The sequence below is a fragment of the Streptomyces sp. MMBL 11-1 genome (assembly GCF_028622875.1).
Taxonomy (GTDB): domain Bacteria; phylum Actinomycetota; class Actinomycetes; order Streptomycetales; family Streptomycetaceae; genus Streptomyces.
Window position 1 is genome coordinate 4,911,217 of record NZ_CP117709.1, and the last position, 20,307, is coordinate 4,931,523.

Consider the following 20,307-nt stretch of genomic DNA (forward strand, 5'->3'; position numbering starts at 1 on the left):
AACAGCTAAGTGATCTTGATCGTGGAATGAGACGCCCGTGGAGCCCGTTAGCATGGACATCCGCACCGATCAAGGCCATTTGGGGAAGGTGTCATGACTGCAAACGTCGACGGAGTGCCCGAGAAGTTCGCGACGCTCGGGCTGACCTACGACGACGTGCTGCTGCTGCCCGGCGCGTCCGAGGTCCTGCCCAACGCGGTCGACACCTCGTCGCTCATCTCGCGCAACGTACGGGTGAACATCCCCCTGCTGTCGGCCGCCATGGACAAGGTGACCGAGGCCCGGATGGCGATCGCCATGGCCCGTCAGGGCGGCGTCGGCGTGCTGCACCGCAATCTCTCGGTCGAGGACCAGGTCAACCAGGTCGACCTGGTCAAGCGCTCCGAGTCGGGCATGGTCACCGACCCGATCACCGTGCACCCCGACGCCACGCTCGGCGAGGCGGACGCGCTCTGCGCGAAGTTCCGCATCAGCGGCGTGCCGGTCACCGACCCGGCGGGCAAGCTCCTCGGCATCGTCACCAACCGCGACATGGCCTTCGAGTCGGACCGGTCGCGCCAGGTGCGCGAGGTCATGACGCCGATGCCGCTCGTCACCGGGCGGGTCGGGATCTCCGGCGTGGAGGCGATGGAGCTGCTGCGCCGCCACAAGATCGAGAAGCTGCCGCTGGTCGACGAGGCGGGCATCCTCAAGGGCCTCATCACGGTCAAGGACTTCAAGAAGGCCGAGCAGTACCCGAACGCCGCCAAGGACGCCGAAGGCCGCCTGTTGGTCGGCGCGGCCGTCGGCGCCAGCCCCGAGGCTCTGGAGCGCGCGCAGGCGCTCGCGTCCGCCGGGGTCGACTTCCTGATCGTCGACACCTCGCACGGACACAACAGCAACGCCCTCGCCTGGATGGCGAAGATCAAGTCGAGCGTCGGCGTCGACGTCATCGGCGGCAACGTCGCCACCCGCGACGGCGCCCAGGCGCTGATCGACGCCGGTGTCGACGGCGTGAAGGTCGGCGTCGGACCCGGCTCGATCTGCACCACCCGTGTGGTCGCCGGCATCGGCGTCCCGCAGGTCACCGCGATCTACGAGGCCGCCCTCGCCGCCCGTGCCGCGGGCGTCCCGGTGATCGGCGACGGCGGCCTCCAGTACAGCGGCGACATCGGCAAGGCGCTGGCCGCCGGCGCGGACAGCGTGATGCTGGGCAGCCTCCTCGCGGGCTGCGAGGAGTCCCCGGGCGAGCTGATGTTCATCAACGGCAAGCAGTTCAAGTCGTACCGCGGCATGGGTTCGCTCGGCGCGATGCAGTCGCGCGGGCAGGGCCGGTCCTACTCCAAGGACCGCTACTTCCAGGCCGAGGTCTCCTCGGACGACAAGCTCGTCCCCGAGGGCATCGAGGGCCAGGTGCCCTACCGCGGCCCGCTGGCCAACGTCCTCCACCAGCTCGTCGGCGGCCTCCGCCAGACCATGGGCTACGTCGGCGCCGCGTCCGTCGACCAGATGGAGAGCAAGGGCCGGTTCGTCCGGATCACCTCGGCGGGTCTCAAGGAGAGCCACCCGCACGACATCCAGATGACGGTGGAAGCACCGAACTACAGCAGGAAGTAAGACATCACCGCAGGTGAGGGGCGGACCGGAGTTCCCGGTACCGCCCCTCAGGCACGTGTCGGGGATACTGGTCAGCGCAGACGTAGAGGGAAAGGCCACACATCGTGACTGAGATCGAGATCGGGCGCGGCAAGCGCGGCCGCCGGGCTTACGCATTCGACGACATCGCTGTCGTTCCGAGCCGCCGCACCCGGGACCCGAAGGAGGTCTCGATCGCCTGGCAGATCGACGCCTACCGCTTCGAGCTGCCGTTCCTGGCCGCTCCCATGGACTCCGTGGTCTCCCCGCAGCACGCCATCCGGATCGGCGAGCTCGGCGGTCTGGGCGTGCTGAACCTGGAAGGCCTGTGGACCCGGCACGCCGACCCGCAGCCGCTGCTGGACGAGATCGCCGGGATGCCGGTCGAGTCCGCGACCCGCCGGCTCCAGGAGATCTACTCCGCCCCCATCCAGGAGGAGCTGATCGGGCAGCGCATCAAGGAGGTGCGCGACTCCGGCGTCGTCACCGCCGCCGCGCTCTCCCCGCAGCGCACCGCCCAGTTCTCCAAGGCGGTCGTCGACGCGGGCGTCGACATCTTCGTCATCCGCGGCACGACGGTCTCCGCCGAGCACGTCTCGGGCGCGGCCGAGCCGCTGAACCTGAAGCAGTTCATCTACGAGCTGGACGTCCCGGTCATCGTCGGCGGCTGCGCCACGTACACCGCCGCCCTGCACCTGATGCGGACCGGCGCGGCCGGTGTCCTCGTCGGCTTCGGCGGCGGCGCGGCGCACACCACGCGCAACGTCTTCGGCATCCAGGTCCCGATGGCCACCGCCGTCGCGGATGTCGCCGGGGCCCGCCGCGACTACATGGACGAGTCCGGCGGCCGGTACGTGCACGTCATCGCCGACGGCGGCGTCGGCTGGTCCGGCGACCTGCCGAAGGCGATCGCCTGCGGTGCGGACGCCGTGATGATGGGCTCCCCGCTGGCCCGCGCCACCGACGCGCCGGGCCGTGGCCGCCACTGGGGCATGGAGGCCGTCCACGAGGACGTGCCGCGCGGCAAGCTGGTCGACCTCGGCTCGGTCGGGACGACGGAGGAGGTCCTCACCGGGCCTTCGCACACCCCGGACGGCTCGATGAACATCTTCGGCGCCCTGCGTCGCGCGATGGCCACCACCGGCTACAGCGACCTCAAGGAGTTCCAGCGCGTCGAGGTGACGGTGGCGGACTCGCAGCACCGCCGCTGACCTCCCGTACGTACGCGAAAGGGCCCGGACCGTCCTGGTGGGACGGTCCGGGCCCTTCCGCATGACGCCGCGAGGTGTCAGCCGGCCTTCTTGGCGCCACCGACGGCGGCGGCCGCGCCGAGGGCGAGGAAGAGGTAGGTCATGAAGTCGGCCTCCTGCGACCAGGCCTCCGTCACGGTGCCGAAGTGGTCGCCGATGACCTCGGAGAAGGGGATCTGCGCCAGGTCCGCGAGGACCATCGAGATGCCGACGAGCTGCCCGAGGTAGACGGCGCCGATCGAGAAGACGGCCGCGGCGCCGATGACCGCCGGGTTGGAGCCGCCGACCTTGCTCGACGCGAAGCCGACCAGGAAGCCGACGCCGACCGCCGCGTAGCCGACCTCGCGCTCGATGGAGCCCGCGATCACGCCGTACAGGATGCCCGCGACGACGGCCGCGCCCAGGGCGACCAGCACGCCGATCAGGATGTTGTTGTTACGGGCCGGGGGCGCCGGGGCGAAGGGCGCGCCGCCGCCGAACGGGGCGCTCTGACCGGGCTGCTGACCCGCGAACGGGTTGCCGCCCGGGGCCGGGGGCTGCTGGCCGTAGGGGTTGCCGCCCGGGGCGGCGGGGGCGGGCTGTCCGTACGGGTTGCCGTGCGGCGCGGGGGCCGGCTGGCCCGGCTGGCCGGCGTACGGGTTGCCGTCGACGGGCTGACCGCCGTAGGGCTGCTGGGGCTGGTTCGGCGGCTGCACGGGCTGACTCACGGTGGGGCTCCCCCTGGGATGGCTGCGCACGAGTGTGCGGATGCGCACAACTGTGCGCGCTGTGACGCCGCAGGGTAGCAGTACGTACCGGATTCGGTCACCGGCAATCCTTTTCGGCCTCCCGATCCCGTCTCAGAGTCGGTGCGCGGCTCCCGCTGGAGTGGCCCCCCGGGTGTCCAGGAGCAGTTGGGCCTTGACCGCGAGGCCCTGGAGGTCGTAGGTGCGGTGCTGCTGGAGCAGGACGGTCAGGTCGGCCGCTGCCGCCGCCTCGTACAGCGAGTCGGCGCGCGGGACCGGGCGTTCGCGTACCCGCCAGTCCAGGACGTGCGGGTCGTGGTAGCCGATCTGGGCGCCCATGTCCATCAGCCGGGTCGCGATCTCGCGGGCGGGGGCGGCCTCCTGGTCGGCGCTGTCCGGCTTGTAGGTGACGCCGAGCAGCAGGACGCGCGCGCCGCGGACGGACTTGCCGTGCTCGTTCAGGAGGGTGGCGCAGCGCTGGATGACGTAACTGGGCATCCGGTCGTTGATCTCCTGCGCCAGCGAGACCATCCGCAGCGGGTGCCCGGGGGTGCGGGGGCTGTGGGGCGGGAAGCCCGGGTCCACCGGGACCCCGTGTCCGCCGACGCCGGGCCCCGGCCGGAAGGGCTGGAAGCCGAACGGCTTGGTCTCGGCGCACCGGATGACATCCCAGAGGTCGACGCCGAGGTCGTGGCAGAGCACCGCCATCTCGTTGACCAGGGCGATGTTGACGTGCCGGAAGTTGGTCTCCAGCACCTTCGTCATCTCCGCCTCGCGCGGTCCGCGGGCCCGGACGACCTTGTCGGTGAGCCGTCCGTAGAAGGCGGCGGCCGACTCGGTGCAGGCGGGGGTGAGGCCGCCGATGACCTTGGGGGTGTTGGCCAGGACGTGGGTGCGGTTGCCGGGGTCGAGCCGGCTCGGCGAGCAGGCGAGGTGGAAATCCCGTCCGGCGACGAGCCCCGAGCCCTCCTCCAGCAGGGGGCGCAGGACGTTCTCGGTGGTGCCGGGCGGCACGGCGGACTCCAGCAGCACGGTGGTGTGCGGGCGCAGCCGGGCCGCCAGCGCGCGGGCGGCGTCGCGGAGCGCGGTGAGGTCGATGCCCCGGTCGGGGCCGAGCGGGGTGGGGGAGCAGATCACGGCGGTGCGGACCCGGCCCAGCTCGGCGGCGTCGGTGGTGGGCCGGAAGCCGCCGGAGAGCATGCGGCGGATCTCGGACGCGGTGAGGGTGCCCTCCACGGGGCTGCGGCCCGCTCCGAGTTCCGCGTAGGGGCGTGGGTCGGGGTCGTAGCCGACGGTGTCGATCCCGGCGGTCACGGCGGCCCGGGCGAGGGGCAGGCCGAGGTGACCGAGTCCGATGACGGCGAGGTCTGCGGGCATACAGGAAGACCCCCTAAGTGCGGAGAGCGAAGATCGCAACTGCTGTGGACAGTGCAATGTCAGACTAGGCGTAAATATGACCTATATGTCGCATTGTGTGGTTCCGGTCGCCCGGGTGTTGTCCACAGGCGGTGGCTGAACTCGGGGAGCGCGGACAGAATCGAGGGGTGGACACGGGTGTCCGGCCCCTCGGCCGGGTGGCGCTCCCGTGTCCGACCACCCCGATCCACCGGGAGGCAGCAGTGAGGACAGCGACACTGGGACCCGCCGAGCGCACCGTCGCGCTCGCCGCCATGGCCGAGCGCGAACTGGACGTGCTGGTCGTGGGGGCGGGCGTGGTCGGCGCGGGCACGGCGCTGGACGCCGTCACCAGAGGCCTCTCGACCGGCCTGGTCGAGGCGCGCGACTGGGCGTCCGGCACATCCAGCAGGTCGAGCAAGCTGATCCACGGCGGCCTGCGCTATCTGGAGATGCTCGACTTCGCCCTGGTCCGGGAGGCGCTCAAGGAGCGCGGGCTGCTCCTGGAGCGGCTGGCCCCGCACCTGGTGAAGCCCGTGCCCTTCCTCTACCCCTTGCAGCACAAGGGCTGGGAGCGGCTCTACGCCGGCTCCGGCGTCGCGCTGTACGACGCGATGTCGGTCTCCTCCGGCCACGGCCGGGGCCTCCCCGTCCACCGCCACCTCTCCCGCAAGCACGCCCTGCGGGTCGCTCCCGCGCTGAAGAAGGACGCCCTGGTCGGCGCCCTCCAGTACTACGACGCCCAGATGGACGACGCCCGCTTCGTCACCGAGCTGGTGCGCACCGCCGCGTCCTACGGGGCCCAGGTGGCGAACCGGGCCCGGGTGACCGGCTTCCTCCGCGAGGGCGAGCGGGTCGTGGGCGCGCTCGTCAGGGACGTCGAGGGCGGCACGGAGTACGAGGTCCGGGCCAAGCAGGTGGTCAACGCGACCGGTGTGTGGACCGACGACACCCAGGGGCTCATCGGCGAGCGCGGGCAGTTCCACGTCAGGGCCTCCAAGGGCATCCACCTGGTCGTCCCCAAGGACCGCATCCACTCCTCCACCGGCCTCATCCTGCGCACCGAGAAGTCCGTCCTCTTCGTCATCCCCTGGGGACGGCACTGGATCATCGGCACCACGGACACCGACTGGGACCTGGACAAGGCCCACCCGGCCGCCTCCAGCGCCGATATCGACTACCTCCTCCAGCACGTCAACTCCGTCCTGAACACCCCGCTGACCAGGGACGACGTCCAGGGTGTCTACGCCGGGCTGCGACCTCTGCTGGCCGGCGAGTCCGACGCCACCAGCAAGCTGTCGCGCGAGCACACCGTGGCCCACCCCGCCCCCGGCCTGGTGGTCGTCGCGGGCGGCAAGTACACGACGTACCGGGTCATGGCCAAGGACGCGGTGGACGAGGCGGTGCACGGACTCGACCAGCGGGTCGCCGCCTGCGTCACCGAGGACACCCCGCTCCTGGGGGCCGAGGGGTACAAGGCCCTGTGGAACGCGCGCGCCCGGATCGCGGCCCGGACCGGACTCCATGTCGCCCGGGTGGAGCATCTGCTCAACCGGTACGGCTCAATGACCGAGGAGATTCTGGAACTGGTCCTCGCCGACCCCGCCCTGGGCGAACCCCTGCCCGCCGCCGACGACTATCTGCGCGCCGAGATCGTCTACGCGGCCTCCCACGAGGGCGCCCGCCATCTGGACGACGTACTGACCCGGCGCACCCGGATCTCCATCGAGACCTTCGACCGGGGCACCCGCAGCGCCCGGCTCTGCGCGGAGCTGATGGCGCCGGTGCTGGGCTGGGACGAGGAGCGGATCGACCGGGAGGTCCAGCACTACGAGAAGCGGGTGGAGGCCGAACGCGAATCGCAGCGGCAGCCCGACGACCTCACGGCGGACGCGGCCCGGCTCGGCGCACCGGACATTGTGCCGATCTAGGACACGCCCTCCGGAAGACCCGCGAGCCCCTGCGCCCCGTCACCGCCCGCCTTCGCCGAGCCAGTTGGGCTCCGCCTGCCGAGCGGTGCCGCGGCGGCGGCCCGGTCCGGCCTGGACGGGGAGCCCCGGTCGGTAGGAGGCTGTGAGGGCTTCCCTCTTCGATGGACCCCGGACCCGGCACCAGGACCGGTCCCGGGGTGAGGGACAATGAACGCTCTGCCAGGGCGGGTTGATCGCAGAGGGGACGCATGTCGGAGGCGGAGCAGGCACGGGAGCCCCAACGGGACAAGAACGGTCGTCTCCTCGCGGGGCGCTACCGGCTCGGTGAGGTGCTCGGCCGGGGCGGCATGGGTACGGTCTGGCGCGCCGAGGACGAGACCCTCGGCCGCACGGTCGCGGTCAAGGAACTGCGGTTCCCCTCGGCGATCGACGAGGACGAGAAGCGCCGACTGATCACGCGCACCCTGCGTGAGGCCAAGGCGATCGCACGGATCCGCAACAACAGCGCGGTGACCGTCTACGACGTGGTCGACGAGGACGACCGTCCGTGGATCGTCATGGAGCTGATCGAGGGCAAGTCGCTCGCCGAGGCGATCCGCGAGGACGGCACGCTGACGCCGAAACGGGCCGCCGAGGTCGGGCTCGCCATCCTCGACGTGCTGCGCTCGGCGCACCGCGAGGGCATCCTGCACCGCGACGTGAAGCCGTCCAACGTGCTGATCGCCGAGGACGGGCGCGTCGTGCTCACCGACTTCGGCATCGCCCAGGTCGAGGGCGACCCGTCGGTCACCTCCACCGGCATGCTCGTCGGCGCCCCCTCGTACATCTCGCCGGAGCGGGCCCGCGGTCACAAGCCGGGCCCGCCCGCGGACCTGTGGTCGCTCGGCGGACTGCTGTACGCGAGCGTCGAGGGCAGCCCGCCGTACGACAAGGGCTCGGCCATCGCCACCCTGACGGCCGTGATGACCGAACCGCTCGACCCGCCGAAGAACGCCGGCCCGCTCACCGAGGTCATCTACGGGCTGCTCGCCCGGGACCCCGACCAGCGCCTCGACGACGCCGGGGCGCGGGCGTTGCTCAACGACGTCATCAACGCCCCCGACGTACCCGCGCCGGCCCCCGCGGACTCCACCCAGCTCATGGCGCTCCCGCCGGCGCCGGCCGTCGACCCCCTCGTCAAGAGGGCGCCGAAGCAGCCCAAGGCCCCGAAGCAGCCCACCGGATCGGGTGAGCCCGTCGAGGGCGCCCGCGACCGGCTGCGCGGAGCGCTGCGCTCCGTGCGCAACGCCAAGACCCCGGCGGTGGCCGCGGGCGCGGCGGCGGGCGCGGCCGCGGCGTCGGCGAGCTCCCCGGCCGCCGCGGCCGGCGGTTCACCCGCGGCACCGCCCAAGCCTCCGTCACCGCCCGGGACTTCCGTCCCGGGTGCGAAGCCCGCAGCGGCCGGCGCGTCCGGCCCGACGACCGCCAAGGGGGCCGTCGCGGCGCCCGCCGGGACGCCGAAGTCCGCGGCGACGAGTGCGTCCGTACCCGGGCAGCGCCCGCCGTCCTCGGCCGCGTCCACGCGTGCCTCGATCACCGACGTGGTGCCCCGCCGCACCCTCGCGATCATCGCGGCCGTCGTCGCGCTGGCCATTCTCGGCACGGTCCTCGCGCTCACTCTCGGCGGTGACGACGCGGACAAGGGCGGCGGCAAGGACGGCAGCGCCGCGTCGGCCGGATCCTCGGCGGGCGGCGCCGACGACAAGGGCGACGACACCGGCGGCGGTTCGGCCGGTGAGAAGGGCGGCGGTCACAAGGAGGGCCAGGGCTCGGACCACGGCCGGGCCTCCGAGGACCCGTCCGGCGACGACGCCGACGACTCCGGGGCCGACGACTCCGGGACCGACGACTCCCAGGACGACGGGGCGGACCCGGGCGACGCCCTGCCCGCCGGGTACGAGAAGGTCTCCGACAGCCGCTTCCGCTTCACCATGGCGATGCCCAAGGGCTTCAAGCGCACCGCCATCGCGGGCAGCAACTCCGGCGGCATCTACAACGACGAGAAGGGCGCCTTCCCCCGCGTCCAGGTCGATTTCAACAGCTCGCCCAAGGACGACGCGGTGGCCGCCTGGCGCGGGGCCGTCGGAAGCGCCAAGGTCCTGAGCGACGGCTACAAGCACGGGGGCATCAAGAAGGTCGAGTACAACGGCTACCCGACCGTCGCGGACTGGACGTTCGAGCGCAACCACAGTGGCGTCCGGGTCAAGGTGCTCAACCGGGGCTTCAAGGTGGATGCCAAGCGCGGCTACTCGATCATGATCAGCTGCAAGGTGGACGAGTGGGAGGGCGACGCGTGCCGGACGCTGCGCGAAACGGCGTTCGCCACGTTCACGCCCACGGGCTGACCGCCCGGCCCACCACGGGCTGACGGCCCGGCATGCCCGGGGCTGGGTGTCCGGAACGCCCGGATACCGACCGGCCGGCGCACGCCCGCGGGCCGGCCGGGAACGCCCCGGACCGGGTGATGGGAAACGTTTGTGCGGGCCGGGTTGGCACGACCCGGCCCGTCGGCCCGCGTTGCCACGTATCGTAAGAGGCTGGAGACCATGCGCAGCCGGAACGGCGGGTCAACTGGCCGCCGGGCGACCGTGACCGACGGATACGCGCACCTCCGATGGCCGGGGGAACAGCGCGCTCTGGGGAGGCGTCGTGGACGACTACGCGGGTCGGGTGCTTGCCGACCGCTACCGCCTTCCGCTGCCCCCGTCCGATGGGTACGAACTGGCCGAGACCCGGGCGTTTGATACGTACAGCGGACAGGAAGTCCTGGTCCGTCAGGTGCCGTTGCCGGAGATCGTGGACGCGGAGGTGCTCGACGCCGACGGACAGCCCTCCGTGTCCGGACGCGCCACCGGGCGAGCGGTCCGCGGCGGAGCGGACCCGGCGGTCCGGAGGGCGATCGAGGCCGCGCAGGCCGCCGCCCAGGTGCCCGATCACCCCCGGCTCGACCAGGTCTTCGACGTGTTCGCCGAAGCGGGCTCGCTGTGGATAGTGAGCGAGCTCGTCGCGGCCCGCCCGCTCGCCGCCCTCCTCGCCGAACGCCCCCTCACCCCCTACCGGGCGGCCGAGATCGGCTCCGACGTGCTCACCGCCCTGCGGGTGCTGCACGCCCACGGCTGGACGCACCGCAACATCACCGTGCGCACGGTCCTGGTCTGCGACGACGGCCGCGTCATGCTCACCGGTCTCGCGGCGGGCGCCGCCGAGGAGGCGCTCTGCGGATACGCCCCCGGGCCGGCGCCCGACACCGACCCGGTGGCAGGCCCCACGACATACGGCATCCCGGCCGTCGACCATGCCGCGCCGGGCGAGTTCGGCGGGTTCCACGCGCTCCCGCCGGCCAGGAGCGAAGCGGAACACGCGACCGACGAGGGCTACGGATCCGTCGAGCGCTACGCGGACGACGAGCGCTACGCGGACGACGAGGAGTACGCGGACGTCGAGGAGTACGCCGACGTTCAGGAGTACGCCGATGCCGACGGCGGCGAGGTCCGGGAGGACGGCGGGGGCAGGGCGGGCCGAGGGCTCTCCGTCCCGTCGCTGCCGGAGGGATACGTGCCGCGCCGGGACGACAGCCGGGCCGATGACCGGGACGGTGACCGGGCCGACGACCGCGACGGTGACCGGGCCGACGGCCGGTTCGGAGGGCCGTACGACCTGCCGCAGGGCCGGGAAGCCGAGCCCTTCGGGCCGCACGCCGGCCAGGAGATCGTCCCGCGCCCCGCCGCCCCCGCCGTCCCGTACACCGCCGTCCCGCCCCCCGCCGAGCCGGGCGCCGCGAGCGCCGCCCAGCTGCGCGCCGCGCGCGCCGGGGCCATCGCCGCCTACCGGGCGGGCGCACGGGCCGCCGCCCGGGTCGCCGAGGACCGGCAGCAGACCGACCGCGCCCCCGCCGACCTCACGAAGTCGCCGCCGGAAGGGCGCCCGGGTGCCAACGGCGGCACCGAAGGCGGAGCCGACGAGGACGGGGACACCGGCGTCCTCCCGCCGCAGCGCCCCGTCCCCGGCGCCCCGTCCCCGGATTCCCTCGTGGCCCCCCGGCCGGCCGGCCCCTGGGGCATCCCCGCCGAGGACCCCTACGACGACGAGGACGACGAGGACGACGAGGACGGCCCCCGCCCGGCGGGCCGCCGCGTCCACCTCGCCGGGACCTGGGACGACGGGCCCGGTGCGCGGCCCGTCTCCGCGGGCGGCTCCGGCGAGGACGCGCTGCGCGCCGACTCCCGGCGGCCCGGCGCGCAGCCCCCCGCTCCCCAGCAGCTCGCCCGCACCGCGCCCCGGGACGGGCGGACCGCCCCCCGGACCTGGGAGGAAGCCGTCGCGGGCGGCGACGAGCCCGCCGTCTACCGGGGCCCCGCCACCCCGCTCGCCGCCGAACGCGCCCGCCAGACACGGATCGCCGTCGTCGGAGCCGTCACCGAGCGCTGGGCGCCCGAGCAGGCGGGCCCGGTCCACGAGAACTGGCAGCTCGCGCCCCCGATCGGCCCTTCCACCGACCTGTGGGCGCTCGGCGCCCTGCTCTACCGCGCCGTCCAGGGCCACGCCCCCTACCCCGAGGAGAACGCGGCCGAACTCGTCCAGATGGTGTGCGGGGAGCCGCCCGCCTTCGCGGAGGAGTGCGGCCCGCTGCGGCCCGTCGTCGAGTCGCTGCTGCGCCAGGACCCCACGGAGCGGCCGGACTTCGAGGAGCTGCGCGGCTGGCTGCGCTCGCTGGTGCGTTCCGCTCCGGAGCCGGAGGCGGGCGCCGACGTCGTGCCGCTGCCCGCGTCCGACGCCGCCCGGCTCCCCGTCGTACGCCGCCGGGGCGAGCTGGTCCGCCGGCGCTGGGGCCGCTTCGGCGGCGGCGCGGCGCACGGCAGGCACCGCCAGGGGAAGCGCCCGCCGCCGCCGGGACAGCGCGGCGGCGGCAAGCAGCGGGACCGGCAGGACTCGCTGCTGCCGCCCGACCGGTCCGTGCGCATGCCCGTGGAGACCTGGGAGGAGGAGCGCCCGGCCCGCGCACCGCGTGCGCCCAAGGGCCCCCGGGTCCTGCGGGAACCGCCGCGCCGGGGCGAGAAGTCCTCCTCCCCGCGCAGTCTGGGCCGCCTGCTGCTCGTCCTCATCCTGCTGCTGATGGCCGCCGCCGTCGCGTACGCGGTGATGTTCCTGCCGAAGCAGGAGACGGGCGAGGAGGGCGGAGCCCCGGGGACCTCACCCACCGGGTCCGCCGCACCGCCCGCCGCCTCGGGGGAGCCCGAGCCGCCCGCCTCGTCCACCGGGTCCGCCGATCCCGGCTCCCAGCAGCCGCAGACGAGCCGCTCGGCCATCGCGCTCGCCCCCGGCTACGCGCTCCGCAAGGACGCGGAGGGCTTCGAGGTCGGCGTACCGAAGGACTGGCAGCGCAGCCCCGCCAACGCGGACCGGCAGATCCGCTACGGCAGCGACGGGTTCACCCTCCTCGTGGTGCCCGGCCGGGACACGGTCAAGGCGGGGGGCCGCGACCCGCTGGACTACCAGCGGGACAAGGAGCCCGAGCTCCAGCCGTTCCGGGACTCCAGCTGGTCCTCCTCGTCCGGGCTGCGCCGGGTCGACGTCGGCCGGCAGGCCATGGCCGAGGGGCAGTTCACCTGGCAGGAGAGCGGCGGGCGCGAGGTGTTCGTCCGTAATCTCGCCATGATCGTCGACGGCAGGTACCACGTCATCCAGGTCATCGGGCCCGAGAGCGGCCGGGACAAGGTCACCGAGATCTACGAGCAGGCCATCGCCTCGTACCGGGTCACCTGACCACCGGTCACACCCGGGCACACCCGGCCGCGCGCGGGTCGTCGTCCGGCCGCGTGCGCCCGTGCTCCCGCCTGACCACACGTCATCCCCGCCGCCGCGCCCGGGATGTTGTGCGGTACCGGCAACCATCACAGTGCGGTCTCGTGGGCGATCCCCCGTTCCGCCTCACCGCTTCGCCTCCGTAATCTGGCAATTCGAGGAACGGGGCGGGGACATCACGTGGATCGATCACAGGGCACGGACACGGGTCTGGTGCTGGCGGGGCGCTACCGGCTGGGCGAGGTCCTCGGCCGGGGTGGCATGGGCAAGGTCTGGCGCGCCCACGACGAGGTGCTGCACCGCACGGTCGCCGTCAAGGAGTTGACCGCCGGGCTGTACGTCGCCGAGGCCGACCGGCTCGTCCTGCACGCCAGGACGCAGAAGGAGGCGCGGGCGGCGGCGCGCATCACGCACCCCGGCGTCGTCACCGTCCACGACGTGATCGAGTACGACAACCGCCCCTGGATCGTCATGCAGTACGTCGACGGGCCCTCGCTCGCCGACGCCGCCAAGGAGAGCGGCGAGGTCGCCCCGCGCGAGGCGGCCCGCATCGGGCTGCACGTGCTGAGCGCCCTGCGCGCCGCCCACGGCGCCGGGGTGCTGCACCGCGACGTCAAGCCGGGCAACGTCCTGCTGGCGCGCGACGGGCAGGTGCTGCTGACCGACTTCGGGATCGCCGCGATCGAGGGCGACTCCACCATCACCCGTACCGGCGAACTGGTCGGCTCCATCGACTACCTGGCGCCGGAACGGGTACGCGGCGGCGACCCGGGGCCGGCCTCCGACCTCTGGTCCCTGGGCGCGACGCTGTACACGGCGGTCGAGGGGACCTCCCCGTTCCGCCGCACGTCCCCGATCTCCACCATGCAGGCCGTCGTCACCGAGGAGCCGCCCGCCCCGGTCAACGCCGGTCCGCTCGGCGCCGTGATCACCGCGCTGCTCCGCAAGGACCCGGACGACCGGCCGACGGCCGCGCAGACCGAGCAGATGCTGCTGGACGCCATGGACGGCCGCGAACCCCGCGCCGCCCAGGCGCACGTGCCGACCCAGCGCTTCTCCGAGGACACCCGGTACGCCTACCAGGACGCGAACGGCGCGGGCGGCCCCAACGGCCCCGGCGGTCCCAACGGTCCTGGCGGCCCCAACGGCTCCGACGGCGCCACCGCCCGGCTGCCCGGAGCGGCCCTCTCCACGGCCGGACCTCCCGCCCCCGGCCCGGACTCCGCCGCCCCGGTCACCGGTCCCGCCTCCGCCCCGGTGGTCCGGCGCGCCGGGTCCCGGTGGCGCACGGTGCTCCTCGTGGTCGTCGCCGCCGCCGTCCTGGGGGGCGGGGCCGGGCTCTTCGCGATGAAGTACGGCGAGGGTTCGAAGGCCCCGGGCCCCGTCGGCGGCGGTACGGTCGCCGGCGGCACACCGTCCACGGAGCAGAGCTCCCCGGAGCCCGCCGCCCCCTCCGAGGGGACATCGGAGATACCCGACGGCTGGCACCGGGTCGACGACCCGGCGGGGTTCAGCCTGATCGTGCCGGAGGACTGGAAACGACAGATCCAGGACGGCCAGATCGACTACACGCCGGACGACGGGGCCCACCGGATCCGCATCAGCGTCGACCCGGACCCGGACTTCGGCCATCCGTATCTGCACATGGAGAACATGGAGGAGCAGCTCGCCGCGCGGCTGCCGGGCTATCAGCGGATCGGGATGGAGAAGAACACCTTCCGCGACCGGCCGGGCGCCCTCTGGGAGTTCACCTGGAACGAGACCAAGGACCACCCGGGGCCCCGGCACGGGATCGACCAGATGTACTACGGCGGTCCCGGCGGCCCCGAGTACGCGCTGTACCTGACGGCCCCGCAGGAGGGCTGGGAGGCCAGCCGCGAGAAGTTCGACATCATGCTGCGCAGCTGGAGCGCCCCGAAACCCCGGCAGTGAGCGCGGCGCCCGGGTGAGCGCCCGTTGCTCCGGCCCGGTCGCGAGACGGTCACGGCTCCGCATCCGGTGACCACCCCCGGTGGTACCGGGCCCGGCGCGTGATCCAGGATGGAGGACATGACAGATCACGGGGGATGGGCGAACCAGCCCACCAGCTACGGAATCCAGCCGCCGCAGACACCGGGCGGTTTCGGCGCGCCCCATTCCGCGCCCCATTCCGCCCCCCACCCCGCGCCTCATCCCGCGCCTCATCCCGCGCCCCCGGCGCACATTCCGTCCCCCACCGTCCGTGCGAGCGTCCCGGACAGTGCGGTGAACCGGCTGATCGGCGGGCGCTACCGGCTGCTCGCCCGGCTCGGGCACGGCGGCATGGGCACGGTGTGGCGGGCCCACGACGAGGTCGTCGACCGTGAGGTGGCCGTCAAGGAACCGCGCGTACCGGAACACCTCGGCGAGCGCGAGCACAGCATGGTGCACCAGCGCATGCAGCGCGAGGCGCGGGCCGCCGCCCGGATCGACCACCCCTCCGTCGTGACCGTCCACGACGTGGTCGTCGAGGACGGCAAGCCGTGGATCGTCATGGAGCTGGTGCGCGGCCCGTCGCTCGGCGACCGCCTCCAGGAAGGCACCCTGGACCCCCGCGAGGCGGCCAGGATCGGCCTCGCCGTGCTCGACGCGCTGATGGCCGCCCACGCGATCGGCATCCTGCACCGGGATGTCAAGCCGGACAACGTCATGCTCGGCACCGGCGACCGGGTCGTCCTCACCGACTTCGGGATCGCCCAGGTCGAGGGCGAACAGCAGCTCACCGAGACCGGCGCGTTCGTCGGCTCGCCCGAGTACATCTCACCGGAGCGGGTCCTCGGGCAGCGCCCCGGACCGGAGTCGGACCTGTGGTCGCTGGGCGTCGTGCTGTACGCGGCGGTCGAGGGGATGTCCCCGTACCGCCGCTCGCACACCCCGGCCACCCTCCAGGCCGTGCTGTCCGCCGAGCCGCAGGTGCCCGCCCGTGGCACGGGCGCGTTCGGCGCGCTCGTCATGCAGCTGCTCCGCAAGGACCCCGCCGCGCGCCCGCCGGCCGCCGAGGTCCGCCGGACGCTTCAGCAGCTGGCCTCGCCGGCCCCGGCGCAGGCGGCCTCCGTGTACGGGGCGGTCTCCGCAGGCGCAGGCGGGGGCGGCGGCAGCAAGTGGGTGCCGCCCGTCCTGCACCGCAACCGTGTCGCCCAGTTCGCGCTCGGCGGCGGGGCGCTGGCGGTGGCGGCCTCGCTCGTCCTGATCCTGCTGAACCCGTTCGCGGGCGACGGGCCGCCCGAGGGCTGGCAGGTCCGGCCGGAGAACGAGGTGCTGTCGGCGGACGTCGCCGTGCCGGAGGAGTACAAGCGGGTCCAGGAGGACGGCGACGCCGAGCTGGTCTGGTACGCGGACCCCAGCGGGGTCTTCGAGATCTCCTTCTGGCACCGCGACCCGAAGAGCGACGACAGCATGGACGACGACGACCCCGGCGTCGACCCGAAGGCCCGCAAGGAGTTCTACGAGAAGGGCTCGCAGAGCTCCACCCGTATGGAGGAGGCCTCCGTCGCGTACAACGACGCCACGCACGAGGGACGCAAGGCGGTCGAGATGACCACCGAGTTCGTCCCCTACCCCTCGTCCGGCGACGACCCGGTGCGCTACCGCTACCGGGAGCTGCTGATCCCGGGCAAGAAGACGGACGACCCCTACTGGCACGTGCGGGTGCGGATGCCCGCCAAGGGGGAGGCGGCGAAGGACGGCGACGCGATCTTCACCGAGGTCACCGACGGGCTGAAGATTCACGCTTCCTGAGCGTCGCGGGCCGGCCGCCGCGCCGCGGTCGGCCGCATAGCCACTGATCAGCGGTTATGTCGCCAGCGATCACTGGCTCGTTCGGGACGGGGGCCGGGCGGGGGCCGGGCCGGGGCGGCGGGTCCTGTGAAAAACTGTTACCCACGGGTACCCAAAGCCTCCGCCTGGACATACTCTCGGCCTCATGACGGACTCGCAGGCCCCTGACGCCCCTCTCGGCACGAACTCCGTGGCGGTCGCCCCCGCCGGGGTGCGTACCGCCGCCGACGTGGTCACCCCCGAGGTGATCGCCCGGCTGGCCCGCGGTGTCGTCGGGTCGGGCCGCACGGCGAACCACACCCCCTTCACCGGGGAGAAGCTGGCCGACCTGCCCGAGTCCACCCCCGAGGACGTCGCCACCGCCTTCGACCGGGCCCGCGCCGCCCAGCCCGTCTGGGCCGCCGTCCCCGTACGGCAGCGGGCCGCCGTTCTGCTGCGCTTCCACGACCTCGTCCTCAGCCGCCAGTCCGAGGTGCTCGACCTCATCCAGCTGGAGACCGGCAAGGCCCGTCTGCACGCCCACGAGGAGGTGCAGGCCGTCGCCGTCGCCGCCCGCCACTACGGGCGCAAGGCCACCGCCTACCTCAAGCCCCGCCGCCACACCGGCGTCGTCCCGACCCTCACCAAGGTCACCGAACTGCGCCAGCCGCGCGGCGTCGTCGGCCAGATCGCCCCCTGGAACTACCCGCTCGAACTCTCCGTGGGCGACGCGCTGCCCGCGTTCGTCTCCGGGAACGCCGTCGTGATGAAGCCCGACACGGAGACCGCGCTCACCGCCCTGTGGGCCCGCGACCTGCTGATCGAGGCCGGACTGCCCGCCGAGGTCTTCCAGGTCGTCCTCGGCGAGGGACCCGTCGTGGGGCCCGAGGTCGTCAGCCGCGCCGACTACGTCTCCTTCACCGGCTCCACCCGCACCGGCCGCGAGGTCGCCGTCGGCGCCGCGTCCCGGCTGGTCGGCGTCTCCCTGGAGCTCGGCGGCAAGAACGCCATGCTCGTGCTCGAGGACGCCGACGTCGAGAAGGCCGCGGCCGGAGCCGTCCGCGCCTGCTTCTCCTCCGCCGGACAGCTCTGCATCTCCATCGAGCGGCTGTACGTCCACGAGTCCGTCGCCGACGACTTCGTGCAGCGTTTCGCCACCCGGACGAGGGCCATGCGGCTCGGCAGCGCCCTCGCCTACGGGGCGGACATGGGCTCCCTCGTCGGCGAACGCCAGCTGGAGACCGTCACGCGCCACGTCGACGAGGCCGTCGAGAAGGGCGCGAAGCTCGTCGCCGGCGGCGTCGCCCGCCCCGACATCGGCCCGCTGTTCTACGAGCCGACCATCCTCGACGGGGTGGAGGCCCCGATGGCCGTCTGCACCGAGGAGACCTTCGGGCCGGTCGTCTCGGTCTACCGCTTCAGCGACGAGGACGAGGTGATCGCGCTGGCCAACGCCACCCCGTACGGCCTCAACTCCAGCGTCTGGACCACCGACTCCCGTCGCGGCCATCAGGTCGCCGCCCGGCTGCGCACCGGTACCGTCAACATCAACGAGGGGTACGCCCCCGCCTACGGCAGCGTCCAGTCCCCGATGGGCGGCATGAAGGAGTCCGGCCTCGGCCGGCGGCACGGCTCCGAGGGCATCCTCAAGTACACCGAGGTCCAGACCGTCGCCCAGCAGCGGCTGATCCCCCTCGCGCCCGCCTTCGGGATGGACGACGAGAAGTACGCCGCGTTCATGACCCGCAGCCTCAAGGCGATGAAGGCGTTCCGGCTGCGCTGAACGCCCCGCAGGACGCAGCCGCTTCCGCCCTTTTCGTACCGATCCCGTTCCGAGGAGTGCCATGTCCCAGGACAGCCCTGCCCAGAAACAGGCCGCGAGCAGCGTTCCGGCGATCCCTGTCCCGGCCGAGGACGACGCCGCGTACGACTACGACGTCCTGGTCGTCGGATCGGGCTTCGGGGGAGCGGTGTCGGCGCTCCGGCTGACCGAGAAGGGGTACCGGGTCGGGGTCCTGGAGGCGGGCCGCCGCTTCACCCCCGGCACGCTCCCCAGGACCTCCTGGGACCTGAAGAACTACCTCTGGGCCCCGGCGCTGGGCCTCTTCGGCATCCAGCGCGTCCACCTCCTCGGCAACGTCATGGTGCTCGCCGGGGCCGGGGTCGGCGGCGGATCGCTCAACTACGCCAACACGCTGTACGTGCCGCCCGCCCCGTTCTTCCAGGACCGCCAGTGGGCCTCGATCACCGACTGGCAGGACGAGCTGAAGCCGTACTACGACCAGGCCCGCCGCATGCTCGGGGTCCGCCTCAACCCGACGATGACCCCCTCCGACATCCACCTCAAGGCCGCGGCCGAGGCCATGGGCGTCGGCGACACCTTCCACCTGGCCCCGGTCGGCGTCTTCTTCGGCGACGGCAAGGACGCCGACGGCACCGCGAAGGCCACGCCCGGCGCCACCGTCCCCGACCCGTACTTCGGCGGCGCGGGCCCCGCACGCAAGGCCTGCACCGAGTGCGGCGAGTGCATGACGGGCTGCCGCCACGGCGCGAAGAACACCCTCAACGAGAACTACCTCCACCTCGCCGAGAAGGCCGGAGCGGTCATCCACCCGATGACCTCCGTCGTCGCGGTCACCGACGACCCCGAGGGCGGCTACCGGGTCCTCACCGTCCCCACCGACCGCCGCCGCAAGGCGAAGCCCACGAAGCTGCGCGCCCGCGAGGTCGTCGTCGCGGCGGGCACGTACGGCACCCAGACGCTGCTGCACACGATGAAGGACCGGGGTCTGCTGCCCCGGCTCTCCGCGAAACTCGGCGAGCTGACCCGCACCAACTCCGAGGCGCTGGTGGGCTCCCAGACCAGCGACCGCCGCTACCGCAAGAAGCACGGCATCGCGAAGGCCGACTTCTCGCAGGGCGTCGCGATCACCTCCTCGATCCACCCGGACGACAACACCCACATCGAGCCCGTCCGCTACGGCAAGGGCTCCAACGCCATGGGCGCGATGTCGATACTCCAGGTCCCGTACGGGGCCCACCGGGTGCGCGGCTGGCTCGCCAACATGCTCAAGCACCCCACCCTCGCCGCCCGGTCGCTCTCCAACCACCACTGGTCCGAGCGCACCATCATCGGCCTGGTCATGCAGTCGCTGGACAACTCCCTGACGACGTACCGCAAACCGGGAGGCATCGGCAAGGGCCTGCTCACCGCCCGCCAGGGCCACGGCGCGCCCAACCCGACCCAGATACCGGAGGCCACCCGCAGCGCCACCCTGCTCGCCGAGGAGATCAACGGCTTCGCCGGATCCAACGTCGGCGAACTGATGGGGACCCCGCTCACCGCCCACTTCCTCGGCGGCTGCCCGATCGGCGCGAGCGCGGAGGAAGGCGTCATCGACCCGTACCACCGCCTCTACGGCCACCCCGGCATCAGCGTCGTCGACGGCTCCGCGGTCTCCGCCAACCTCGGCGTCAACCCCTCGCTGACCATCACCGCCCAGGCCGAACGCGCCATGTCCTTCTGGCCCAACAAGGGCGAGGCGGACCCGCGCCCGGAGCCGGGCGGGGCCTACGAGCGGCTCACCCCCGTCGAGCCCCTCGCGCCGACGGTGCCGAAGGAGGCGTTCGGCGCGCTGAAGCTGCCGTTCCTGGGCATCCCCGTGGTGCCGCCGAAGGGGACGGCGGAGGCCGGGGCCGATGTGAAGGGCGTCGGCAACACCCCCGTGCCCAATCCGTGATCTTCTCCTGGGCAACTGTCCGGAGGGCTGCGCGGTC

Annotated in this window: 11 protein-coding genes; 9 read left to right on the top strand and 2 right to left on the bottom strand. The window is 73.1% G+C overall.

What is annotated here, in order from left to right; translation table 11 throughout:
- The first annotated feature begins 93 nt into the window (after positions 1 to 93).
- Both guaB and PSQ21_RS21850 read left to right on the top strand, forming a co-directional pair.
- The gene (guaB, locus tag PSQ21_RS21845) at positions 94 to 1,596 is read left to right on the top strand and encodes an IMP dehydrogenase (protein WP_274032272.1); all 1,503 of its coding nucleotides are present in this window, start codon (positions 94 to 96) and stop codon (positions 1,594 to 1,596) included.
- Positions 1,597 to 1,700: 104 nt separating this feature from the next.
- Positions 1,701 to 2,825, top strand: coding sequence for a GuaB3 family IMP dehydrogenase-related protein (locus PSQ21_RS21850; protein ID WP_097870356.1), 1,125 nt, complete (start codon positions 1,701 to 1,703; stop codon positions 2,823 to 2,825).
- Positions 2,826 to 2,902: 77 nt separating this feature from the next.
- Here PSQ21_RS21850 and PSQ21_RS21855 read toward each other — a convergent pair whose 3' ends face one another.
- Both PSQ21_RS21855 and PSQ21_RS21860 read right to left on the bottom strand, forming a co-directional pair.
- Positions 2,903 to 3,571, bottom strand: a complete 669-nt coding sequence (locus PSQ21_RS21855) for a hypothetical protein (RefSeq protein WP_274032273.1) — start codon at positions 3,569 to 3,571, stop codon at positions 2,903 to 2,905.
- Between the two features lie 132 nt (positions 3,572 to 3,703).
- Entirely contained in the window at positions 3,704 to 4,966 is a 1,263-nt protein-coding gene (locus PSQ21_RS21860; protein ID WP_274032274.1) for a nucleotide sugar dehydrogenase, read from the bottom strand.
- A 242-nt stretch (positions 4,967 to 5,208) separates the two neighbouring features.
- On the opposite strand from PSQ21_RS21860, the gene PSQ21_RS21865 reads away from it, so the two are divergent.
- The 7 genes from PSQ21_RS21865 (at position 5,209) to PSQ21_RS21895 (ending at position 20,270) form a co-directional block, all read left to right on the top strand.
- Positions 5,209 to 6,915: a glycerol-3-phosphate dehydrogenase/oxidase gene (locus PSQ21_RS21865; protein WP_274032275.1), complete on the top strand. Its 1,707-nt coding sequence runs from the start codon at positions 5,209 to 5,211 to the stop codon at positions 6,913 to 6,915.
- A 248-nt stretch (positions 6,916 to 7,163) separates the two neighbouring features.
- Positions 7,164 to 9,299, top strand: a complete 2,136-nt coding sequence (locus PSQ21_RS21870) for a serine/threonine-protein kinase (protein WP_274032276.1) — start codon at positions 7,164 to 7,166, stop codon at positions 9,297 to 9,299.
- A gap of 304 nt (positions 9,300 to 9,603) precedes the next feature.
- A complete protein-coding gene (locus PSQ21_RS21875) occupies positions 9,604 to 12,717 on the top strand; it encodes a protein kinase (RefSeq protein WP_274032277.1) in 3,114 nt (1,037 codons plus the stop codon).
- Positions 12,718 to 12,936: 219 nt separating this feature from the next.
- Positions 12,937 to 14,688: a serine/threonine-protein kinase gene (locus tag PSQ21_RS21880; protein ID WP_274032278.1), complete on the top strand. Its 1,752-nt coding sequence runs from the start codon at positions 12,937 to 12,939 to the stop codon at positions 14,686 to 14,688.
- Between the two features lie 117 nt (positions 14,689 to 14,805).
- Positions 14,806 to 16,512, top strand: coding sequence for a serine/threonine-protein kinase (locus PSQ21_RS21885; protein ID WP_274032279.1), 1,707 nt, complete (start codon positions 14,806 to 14,808; stop codon positions 16,510 to 16,512).
- Positions 16,513 to 16,696: 184 nt separating this feature from the next.
- On the top strand, positions 16,697 to 18,313 hold the full coding sequence (locus PSQ21_RS21890) for a succinic semialdehyde dehydrogenase (RefSeq protein ID WP_274032280.1): 1,617 nt from the start codon (positions 16,697 to 16,699) through the stop codon (positions 18,311 to 18,313).
- Between the two features lie 61 nt (positions 18,314 to 18,374).
- Positions 18,375 to 20,270: a GMC family oxidoreductase N-terminal domain-containing protein gene (locus PSQ21_RS21895; RefSeq protein WP_274032281.1), complete on the top strand. Its 1,896-nt coding sequence runs from the start codon at positions 18,375 to 18,377 to the stop codon at positions 20,268 to 20,270.
- The last annotated feature ends 37 nt before the right edge of the window (positions 20,271 to 20,307 follow it).